The sequence below is a fragment of the Rhodoferax sp. OV413 genome, assembly GCF_945881795.1.
GTDB lineage: Bacteria > Pseudomonadota > Gammaproteobacteria > Burkholderiales > Burkholderiaceae_C > Allorhodoferax.
In genome coordinates, this window is sequence record NZ_CAMCVG010000085.1 from 1 (window position 1) to 9,191 (window position 9,191).

9 protein-coding genes, 3 pseudogenes and 1 other annotated feature are annotated in these 9,191 nt (G+C 57.5%); of the genes and pseudogenes, 5 read left to right on the forward strand and 7 right to left on the reverse strand.

What is annotated here, in order from left to right; translation table 11 throughout:
- On the forward strand, positions 1 to 303 hold a 303-nt coding region (locus tag Q0O05_RS09930), incomplete at its 5' end, for a hypothetical protein (RefSeq protein WP_293662600.1).
- A gap of 77 nt (positions 304 to 380) precedes the next feature.
- Positions 381 to 653, forward strand: coding sequence for a hypothetical protein (locus Q0O05_RS09935; protein WP_293662602.1), 273 nt, complete (start codon positions 381 to 383; stop codon positions 651 to 653).
- Here the strand turns inward: Q0O05_RS09935 and Q0O05_RS11915 are convergent.
- From Q0O05_RS11915 to Q0O05_RS09965, 7 genes and pseudogenes are all read right to left on the reverse strand, one after another.
- Positions 539 to 922: pseudogene (locus Q0O05_RS11915) on the reverse strand (DUF4143 domain-containing protein); the annotation flags it as partial. The gene Q0O05_RS09935 and the pseudogene Q0O05_RS11915 sit on opposite strands and share 115 nt — an antisense overlap.
- Before the next feature lie 17 nt (positions 923 to 939).
- Positions 940 to 2,127 carry an ABC transporter substrate-binding protein gene (locus Q0O05_RS09940; RefSeq protein WP_293662604.1) on the reverse strand — a complete coding sequence of 396 codons (1,188 nt, stop codon included), beginning with the start codon at positions 2,125 to 2,127 and terminating at the stop codon, positions 940 to 942.
- A 49-nt stretch (positions 2,128 to 2,176) separates the two neighbouring features.
- Positions 2,177 to 4,030 carry a long-chain fatty acid--CoA ligase gene (locus Q0O05_RS09945; RefSeq protein ID WP_293662605.1) on the reverse strand — a complete coding sequence of 618 codons (1,854 nt, stop codon included), beginning with the start codon at positions 4,028 to 4,030 and terminating at the stop codon, positions 2,177 to 2,179.
- Between the two features lie 4 nt (positions 4,031 to 4,034).
- Entirely contained in the window at positions 4,035 to 4,832 is a 798-nt protein-coding gene (locus tag Q0O05_RS09950; protein WP_293662607.1) for an ABC transporter ATP-binding protein, read from the reverse strand.
- Entirely contained in the window at positions 4,832 to 5,647 is an 816-nt protein-coding gene (locus Q0O05_RS09955; RefSeq protein WP_293662609.1) for an ABC transporter ATP-binding protein, read from the reverse strand. Before Q0O05_RS09955 ends, Q0O05_RS09950 begins: the two co-directional genes overlap by 1 nt.
- Positions 5,648 to 5,660: 13 nt before the next feature.
- A complete protein-coding gene (locus Q0O05_RS09960) occupies positions 5,661 to 6,737 on the reverse strand; it encodes a branched-chain amino acid ABC transporter permease (protein ID WP_293662610.1) in 1,077 nt (358 codons plus the stop codon).
- The gene (locus tag Q0O05_RS09965; protein WP_293662612.1) at positions 6,734 to 7,630 is read right to left on the reverse strand and encodes a branched-chain amino acid ABC transporter permease; all 897 of its coding nucleotides are present in this window, start codon (positions 7,628 to 7,630) and stop codon (positions 6,734 to 6,736) included. Before Q0O05_RS09965 ends, Q0O05_RS09960 begins: the two co-directional genes overlap by 4 nt.
- Positions 7,631 to 7,708: 78 nt before the next feature.
- On the opposite strand from Q0O05_RS09965, the gene Q0O05_RS09970 reads away from it, so the two are divergent.
- From Q0O05_RS09970 to Q0O05_RS09980, 3 genes and pseudogenes are all read left to right on the forward strand, one after another.
- On the forward strand, positions 7,709 to 8,140 hold the full coding sequence (locus Q0O05_RS09970) for a hypothetical protein (RefSeq protein ID WP_293662614.1): 432 nt from the start codon (positions 7,709 to 7,711) through the stop codon (positions 8,138 to 8,140).
- 65 nt (positions 8,141 to 8,205) lie between these two features.
- Positions 8,206 to 8,824, forward strand: a pseudogene (locus Q0O05_RS09975) (IS3 family transposase); the annotation flags it as partial.
- Positions 8,432 to 8,548, forward strand: a sequence feature (AL1L pseudoknot). Its footprint overlaps the pseudogene before it by 117 nt.
- Positions 8,824 to 9,191: pseudogene (locus Q0O05_RS09980) on the forward strand (hypothetical protein); the annotation flags it as partial. The pseudogenes Q0O05_RS09975 and Q0O05_RS09980, both read left to right, overlap by 1 nt.

Here is a 9,191-nt window from a genome sequence, read left to right on the forward strand (position 1 = left end):
GTGGGCAAGCGCGGCAACAAGGTGCCGCACACGCTGTATGTGTTGGACGAGCCCACGGTGGGCCTTCACATGGCCGATGTAGAGAAGCTCATTCACGTGTTGCACCGCTTGGTGAACGGCGGGCATAGCGTGGTGGTGATTGAGCACGACCTGGACGTGATTGCCGAGGCCGACTGGGTGCTGGATCTCGGGCCCGAAGGGGGCAACGGCGGCGGCCGCGTGGTGGCCGCCACGACGCCCGAGCAGCTGGTGGCACTCGGCACCCACACCGGTCAGGCCCTGGCGGGGGTGCTGGCGCGGTGAGTATTTGCCCTGCTCTACACGTTACCCTGCAGGCTCTTGCCAGCGGCGCACATCGATGCCCTAGCGCTGGTAGCTCGTTGGCCACCGCGCACATCAAGCGCGGCAGTTGTGCGGCATCGCCTGCAATGGCCAGCCATTTGCGCAAGCCCTTGAACAAATCGCCGGTGACGGTGGCTGACGACTTGATTTCGATGGGCAACAAGCCTTCGGGTTCGTCCAATAGTAAATCCACCTCCAATCCCACGTTGTCACGCCAGAAAAACAGGTTGGAGGCAAAACCTGCGTTGAATCGTGCCTTGAGAAATTCGGACACGATCAGGGTATCAAACAGCGCGCCCCTCAGCGGGTGAATGGCCAACTGGTTTGTGGTTTGAATACCCATGAGGGAGGCCGCCAGAGCGGTATCCAGAAAATACAGTTTGGGCATTTTGACAACGCGTTTACCCAGATTGCGATGGTGCGGCTGCAGCAAAAAAACAATGTAACCGCCCACCGACCCTGCGGAACGGCCACCGATCACGACATAGTCACATGTCATGGTCCACTCTAAATGCGAGGAGGGCGAAATGCCCTCCCCAAAGACGATGACCGTCCCGCCGCCCGCTAGACCGGCGGACATTCAATCGCAACTGCTACCTATTTCTTGGCCTTTGCGGCGGGTGTCTCATCCGTGTAGTTGCTGATGACTTTCCACTTGCCATCCACTATCTGGGAAAGCCGTGATGTGTTGGAACCGAGCCGCTTTGTCGGGCTGAACGTGTATGGGGCACTGCCAAAGATGTCGTTGGGGTAGGTCATGGTGTCCATGACCTTGATAAAGCTGTCCGTTGTCAGGTTTTTCCCGGCCTTCGATGCAGCTGCCGCAAAGGTTTCTATTGCAAGATATCCATAGACTGACATGACCGCAGGGTCTTCATTGAACTTTGTTTTGTACTTGTTCGCCCAGAACTGGATGGGGCCACTCAGCCCCTCGGTGTAAGGAATCTGCACTGTCATCGCGGCGATCAGACCGTTCATGGCCGGACCGCCGAGCTTGTGGATCAAATCGGTGTAGGCGCCGCTGGAGGCTAAAAAAGTAGGGTTGTAGCCCAACTTGCGCGCGGTGCCAATCGTGCCAATGGTTTCCCGGATCAGAGTGCCCATCACAATGAAGTCGCAACCACTGGCCTGCATTTTTTGCACCTGAGACGAAAAATCCGTGGCACCCCGCTTGAAAGAGGTTTGCTCAGCGTACGTCATGCCAATTGTTTTCAACCCGTCTTCACCGCCCTTCAGATGCTCCAGGCCAAAGTCGTCGTCTTGGTAAATGGTGCAGACTTTCTTGGCCCCTTTTTCCTTCACCAGTTTGGGGACGTGGTTCAACATCTGGTCGTAATAAGTGGCTGCAAAGGCATATTTCAGTCTGTGGAAGGGCTCGTACATTTCCCGAGCGGCGGCGGTCGGGAAAAAGTTAATGACATTTTTTTCGAATTGCACTGGCATGGCCGCCATGTTGTGCGCGGTCCCAATGTGGCCCACCATCATGAAAATCTTGTCCTGGTTTACCAGCTTTTGTGCGGCGAGCACGGCTTTCTTAGGGTCATAGGCGGAGTCTTCCACCACCAGCTTGACTTTTCGACCATTGATGCCGCCTTGTTCATTGAGTTCTTCCACAGCCAACAGCATGCCCTGTCGTATTTGCTTGCCAAAGCTTGCGACTGGCCCAGAAAGGTCCTGAATTGACCCGAGCACGATTTCATCCTTGCTGACGCCCTGTTGCTGGGCGTTAGCGAGTGAGGAAGTGAGGGCCAGAGCGGCTAATGTGATTACGGAAAGCATCTTCATGGTGAGTCTCCTGGTTAAAAATCAATTCTGTGGATGGAAAGAAAAGTGCTTAGCGGTACATCGCGTCAACTTGCGCAGCGTACTTTTTTTCGACCAGCTTGCGCTTGAGCTTCATGGTGGGGGTCAGTTCTTCGTCTTCTGCGGTGAGTTGGTTCTCAAGCAAGAAAAACTTCTTGATCTGCTCAACCCGGGCAAACTTCTGGTTTACGCGATCAAGCTCGCCCTGGATGAGGTTTTGGATCTCGGGTGCGCGCGTCAATGATGCATAGTTGCTGAAGGGCACGTCTCGATCCTGTGCAAACTTCTCCACATTTTCGAGGTCAATCATGATGAGGACCACCAGATAAGGGCGCTTGTCACCAATCACCACAGCGTCGGTGATGTAGGGAGAAAACTTCAGGTCGTTTTCCAACTCGCTGGGAGTGATGTTCTTTCCACCCGCGGTGATGATGATGTCCTTCATCCGGTCGGTGATGGTGTAGTAGCCCTCGCTATCCACCACGCCCACATCACCGGTATGCAACCAGCCTTCCGCATCAAGGGCTTCAGCCGTCTTTTCCGGCAGGTTCAGGTAGCCGGCAAACACGTTGGTGCCGCGCACAAGAATTTCGCCTGTGGCCGGGTCGAGTTTCATTTCATTGAAAGGCGCCGCGGGTCCGATACTGCCGGGCTTGATGCGCGAAGGGTCTGCGCCGCTAGAGGCACCGCAGGTTTCTGTCATCCCCCACACCTCCACCATCGGAATACCCAATGCAAGATACCATCGGATCAGCTCGGATGAAATCGGCGCCGCGCCCGACAGCAAGATGCGCGAGCGGTGGATGCCAATCAGCTTGCGCACGTTATTTAGGATCAACACACTGGCCAAGTGAAACTGCAGTTTGAGCATCGGGCTGACAGGCTTGTTCGCAAGAACCAAGTTGGCAATCCGAGTTCCCACGCCAATCGCCCATCGGTAGGCCAGCTGCTGCACGGTGCCTGACTCTTTCAACGCGATCATCACGCCGGAATAAAACTTCTCCCAAACCCGTGGTACCGCCACAAACACGGTGGGCGCAATCTCGCGCACGTTTTCAGGAACGGTCTCTGGGTTCTCTACAAAATTCAGCTTTGCTCCTGAATACAGCGCGTAATACTCCCCGCCTATGCGCTCGGCAATGTGGCACAGGGGCAAAAAACACATCCGCTCGTCGGCCTCGGTCTGCTGAATCAGTGAGTTGTAGCCTCGTATGGTGTAAACCAACCCACGGTGCAGGTGCATGGCTCCTTTGGATTTTCCGGTGGTGCCCGATGTGTAAACCAAAATAGCCAAGTCATCGGGTTTGCAGCTCTGGGTGCGCTCTTCCACTGCCGTCGGATGTTGAACCAGGTAGGTGCTGCCCAGCCGCCGAAGAGTATCCAGACTCAAGACACCGGGGTCATCCAGTTTTTTTAGACCAGCCATGTTCATGACGATGATCTTGCTCAGGCTGGCAATCTGGTCGCGAACACCCAAAACCTTGTCCAGCTGCTCATCGTCTTCTACGAATAGGATGCGTGTGCGCGAGTCTTCACATAGGTACTGCACCTGAACCGGCGCATCCGTGGGGTAGATGCCATTGGAGACTCCCGCAGCACTGAGGATGGCCAAATCGGCCCAGACCCACTCGACGCAGGTATTGCCAAGTATCGACGCGCACTCACCCTTCGCCAGACCCAAGGCAATCAAACCGGCCGCAATCTCGCGCACGGCTTGGGCCGTCTGGTTCCATGTCCAGCTGCGCCAGATGCCCAGATGCTTCTGGCGCATCCATATCTTTGGGCCACGCATTTTTGCCGCGTTCCAGAAAACCGCAGGGATGGTGTCACCAGGAACGATAACCTCGCTGCTGTGCGTGATGGGCGCGACGTTCCATAAACTCATGCCGTTATCTCCATGTTTTCTTTTTCTTCCAGCGTCGCTCGCCTCGCACGCCTTCTTCCTTCAGGCCCAGGTAGAACTCCTTGATATCGTCCTTCTCCCGCAGGTTGGCGCAGCTGTCTTGCATGACGATGCGCCCGTTCTCCAGCACATAGCCGAAGTCTGAAGCGTTCAATGCCATGTTGGCGTTTTGCTCCACCAGCAAAATGGTGGTGCCGCGTTCGCGATTGATGCGCACCACAATCTCGAATATTTCCTTGGTGAGTTTGGGCGAGAGACCCAGGCTGGGCTCGTCGAGCAGAATGAGCTCCGGGTTGGCCATCAGGGCACGCGAAATGGCCAGCATTTGCTGTTGCCCGCCGGAGAGCAGACCGGCATCCTGCATGGCGCGTTCGCGCAAAATGGGGAAGTAGCCAAACACAGATTCCATGTCGCGGGCAACGCTGTCTTTGTCGTTGCGGGTGTACGCGCCCATCAAAAGATTTTCGCGCACACTCAAGAGTGGAAACACCTCGCGCCCCTCGGGTACATGCGAAAGGCCCTGCCGCACGATCAACGTCGGGTCTTGCGCAGTGATGTTGGTGCCCTTGAATTCGATCGAGCCCTTGCGCGGGTCGATGATGCCGGAGATGGTCTTCAAGATGGTGGTTTTACCGGCCCCGTTCGATCCCAACACGGTAGAAATCTCGCCCCGCCGCACTTCCAGGCTGATGCCGCGGATGGCCTTGATCGGTCCGTACGAACTCTCCACGTTGGAGAGCTTGAGCACGACGGGTGCCTCCGCGGAATAGTGCGATACCGCCATCATGTTACCGCCCTGCGCAGGGACGATACGTCATCGACCGAACCCAAGTACGCTTCCATCACACCCGGGTCGGTCTGCACCTCGCGTGGCGATCCGAGCGCAAGCACCTCGCCTTGGTTCATGGCAAGCACTCTGTCGGAGACCTTGGAGACCAGTGTCATGTCATGCTCCACCATCAGCACGGTGATGCCCAGATCGTCCCGGATGTCTTGAATCCAAAAGGCCATGTCATCGGTCTCTTCCGGATTCAGCCCGCTGGACGGTTCGTCCAGCAGCAACAGCTTGGGTTCGGTGCACAGCGCGCGGGCCATCTCCACCACTTTGCGCACGCCGTAGGGCAGGCCGGCCACGTAGGTATCGCGATAGTGTTGCAGGCCCAGTAAGTCAATCACGGCTTCCGCCTTTTCCCGCGAGCGTAGTTCGTTGTCGCGCACCTCGGGGGTAAAAAACAAGTCCTGCCAAAGCGTTGTTGTGCGGTGGGTGTGCCGCCCTACTAGCAGGTTGTGCAGCACGCTGGCGTGCTCGAAAAGTTCGATGTTTTGAAACGTCCGGGCAATGCCCAGCGCCGCTACGCTTTGCGGCGCTTGCTCGGTCAGATCAATTACGCCCTGCGGGCCGCAGTACGCGATGCTGCCGGTGGTCGGCGTGTAAATGCGGCTGATCAGGTTGAACACGGTGGTTTTGCCCGCGCCATTGGGCCCGATCAGGGTGAAAACTTCGCCTGCACGCACATCAAAACTGACGTCATTCACGGCGCGCACGCCGCCAAAGCGCACACTCAGATTTTTGGCAGCGAGGAGTGGAGGATTCATCATGCGCGTGCTCCGTTCACTTCAAGCGGTCCGATTTTTGAAAGGCTTTTTGCCGCTTGAACATGCCCTTGCGGTAAAAAGGGAACATCTGGAAGTAGGTACGCACCTTGAGCCAACGGCCATAGATGCCCATGGGCTCGAACAGCACAAACAGGATCAAGACCGCGCCGTACAGCACATTTTTCAGACCGGGTGCCTGGCCAATGGCATCCGGCAAATATTCTTTGACAAGAGAAATGCCCTGCGGCATAAGAATGAGGAACGCCGCACCGAGAAAAGCGCCATGAACGGATGCCAGACCCCCAACCACAATCATCAGCAGCAGGTCTATCGACTGCAAAATGTTAAACTGATCGGGTGCAATGAACTGCAGTTTGTGGGCATATAGAGCGCCGGCAACGCCCGTGAGGGCGGCGGAAAGGGAAAACGCGGTTGTCTTGTATTGCGCCAGATGAATGCCCATGCTTTGCGCCGAAATCTCCGAGTCCCGAATGGCTACAAAAGCGCGTCCAGTGGGTGAGCGCAGCAGGTTCAAGATGCCCAGCGTGGCGGACACGGTCAGTACCAGGCACAGAAAGTAGAAGCCTTCGTTGCTCTCAATCGTCCAGCCGAATATTTCGGGCTTCTTGACCGCAAGCCCCGCGTTGCCATTGGTAATCGACTCCCAGCGCGCCAAAATCTCCTCAACAATAAAGCCGAACGACAGCGTAGCCATGCCCAGGTAAACGCCCTTGAGGCGCAGGGCTGGCAGGCCCACGATGATTCCCACCGTGGCCGAAAGACCCGCGGCGCATGCCAGCGCCGCCGGGAAGGGCACGCCCGCATTCGTCATGACCGCTTGCGTGTAGGCCCCCACCCCTAGGAATGCCGCATGGCCCAGTGAAAAAAGCCCGGTGTAGCCAGCCAGCAGCATCAGCCCCAGCCCTGCAATCGAATAGATCAGAACAAAGGTAAGTTGTGCCAGCCAATACTCGGCAAACAACCAGGGCGCGCAAATCAACAGCAGCATCAAGGCGCTGTACCAGAATGCATGCCCGCCATGCTTGGCAATCTGTAGGTCCTGCGCGTAAGCGGTTTTGAAGATGAATCTCATACTTTTTTGCGCAGCTTCTCACCGAACAGCCCATTGGGCTTAACCATCAGCATCACCAGCACCACCACATAGGCGGCGATATCCTTGAAGCCATCGGGCAGATAAAAACCGGCGAACGACTCAACCAAACCAATCACCAACCCGCCAACTATCGCCCCGGGCAGGCTGGAGAATCCGCCCACCACCGCAGCCGGAAATGCCTTCAGCCCAATGAAGCCCATGTTGGCATGCACAAAGGTGATGGGTGCCAGCAGCAAACCTGCAATGGCAGCTACCGCCGCCGCCATGCCCCACGCAATACCATTGAGCCGCTTGACCGGTATGCCCATGTAGAAAGCGGCCAACTGGTTCTGCGAAGCCGCTTGCATGGCAATGCCCAGCTTGGTAAAGCGAAACAACGCAAACAACAGCGCACACAGCACGGCCGTGGCGGCAATGACCACCATGTGCTCCACGTTGAAGACGACCGCCCCGATTCCGTTGGCATCGCCCCCGAGCTTCCAGATTTCGTCCTTGTAGGGCACCGGCAACGCCATGGTCTCGGTGCCAATGACCGGCACCATGGTGATCAGGCCCCGCACCACATAGCCAATGCCAATGGTGAGCATGATGATGGAGAAAGCCGGTTGCCCCAGAATGGGCCGGATCACGATGCGCTCCAACAGAACCCCGACCAGCGCCACCGCCACAATGGCGCACGCAACCGAAAGCCAGTAGGGAAAGTCCAACATGGTCAGGCCGACAAGCCCGCCAAAGGCGCCGAGCATCATCAGCTCCCCCTGCGCGAAACTGACCGTTTCCGTGGCCTTGTAAATGAGCACAAAGCCCAGTGCGATCAGCCCGTAAATACAGCCCTGCGCCACCCCGCTGACCAGCAGTTGAAAAACCTGCACCGCGTCTCCTTTACTCGATGACAGGTTTATAACTGCGAAGCGTCCTCTGGCCGATAGGGTTGATACTGATGCCCTTTCGTGCGTAAGCACATCGTGCGCAGCCCAATCCTCATCCGCCGCGCTCTTCCCAGTGATGCCGCCGATTACGCCCGCATCATGGGCGACCCAGAGGTCTACATTGGCCTGATGCAGCTGCCCTATGCCAGCGAGGACGCGTGGCGCGCGCGACTCAGCGAAAGCCTGGCCCCTCGGCAAAGCCGACCTGCTGCTGATTGCACACCGCAGCGGCCAGGTGGTAGGCAGTGCGAAAAGCTGCGGCACATGCTGCACCTCGTCGATGGTGGCACCAAGGGGCCAGCGCGCCAAGAAGCTACGCGGGTCGGTGGCTGCGAATTCGCGTTCATCGGGCGCTTCCAGGGAGACATACGGTTTATCTGGAAAAGCGGCGCGCGCAAGAGTGGTCTTGCCAGACTGAATTTCCCCGGGAATAGCGGAGGCTCCACACTTTGAAAAGTGGAGCCAAGAGCAAGAAATCAAACCGTTTTTCACCTGAGGTGCGCGAACGTGCTGTCCGCATGGTGCTCGAACACCGAGGCGAGTACCCATCCCCTTGGGCCACCATTGATTCCATTGCCCCAAGATCGGCTGCGTGCCGCAAACCCTCAACGACTGGGTTCGCCCGCATGAGGTTGACGAAGGCATGCGCGATGGCGTCAGCTCTGACGAGCGAGCCCGCATCGAAGATCTGGAGCGTGAAGTCAAAGAACTGCGCAAAGCCAACGAAATCCTCAGGCTGGCGAGCGCTTTTTTTGCCCAGGCGGAGCTCGACCGCCGTCTCAAGTCCTGAGGGATTTTGTAGATCAAAACCGCCAGGCCTATGGGGTCGAGCCGATTTGCAAAGTGCTGCAAAATGCCCCGTCTGGCTACAGGCGCCATGCTGCCCGCAAACGCAAGCCAGAACTGCTTTGCGCTCGGGCCAAACGTGATGAAACCCTGATGCCGCAAATTAAAGCCGTCTGGCAGGCCAATATGCAGGTCTACGGCGCTGACAAGGTCTGGCACCAGATGAACAGAGCGGGTACGCAGGTAGCCCGCTGCACGGTCGAGCGGCTCATGAAGCGCATGGGATTACACGGTGTGCGCAGGGTCAAAGTCGTGCGCACCACGGTCCCGGACATAGCATCGCCGTGCCCGTGACCTGGCGCGGCAAGAACATCGGCGAGGTGCTGCAGATGGAGGTCGACGAGGCCACCGATTTTTTTGCCGCCATGCCCGTCATTGCGCACTCCCTGCAACTGCTCAAAGACGTGGGCCTGGGCTACCTGACGCTGGGGCAACCATCGCCCACCCTGAGTGGCGGTGAGGCCCAGCGAATAAAGCTGGTCACCGAGCTGAGCAAGGTGCGGGACGACGTGGGCAAGCGCGGCAACAAGGTGCCGCACACGCTGTATGTGTTGGACGAGCCCACGGTGGGCCTTCACATGGCCGATGTAGAGAAGCTCATTCACGTGTTGCACCGCTTGGTGAACGGCGGGCATAGCGTGGTGGTGATTGAGCACGA

Excerpts from the sequence above, each read along its gene's own strand:
- Q0O05_RS09940 (WP_293662604.1), bottom strand. The coding sequence starts at position 2,127 with ATGAAGATGCTTTCCGTAATCACATTAGCCGCTCTGGCCCTCACTTCC.
- Q0O05_RS09945 (WP_293662605.1), bottom strand. The coding sequence starts at position 4,030 with ATGAGTTTATGGAACGTCGCGCCCATCACGCACAGCAGCGAGGTTATC.
- Q0O05_RS09950 (WP_293662607.1), bottom strand. The coding sequence starts at position 4,832 with ATGGCGGTATCGCACTATTCCGCGGAGGCACCCGTCGTGCTCAAGCTC.
- Q0O05_RS09955 (WP_293662609.1), bottom strand. The coding sequence starts at position 5,647 with ATGATGAATCCTCCACTCCTCGCTGCCAAAAATCTGAGTGTGCGCTTT.
- Q0O05_RS09960 (WP_293662610.1), bottom strand. The coding sequence starts at position 6,737 with ATGAGATTCATCTTCAAAACCGCTTACGCGCAGGACCTACAGATTGCC.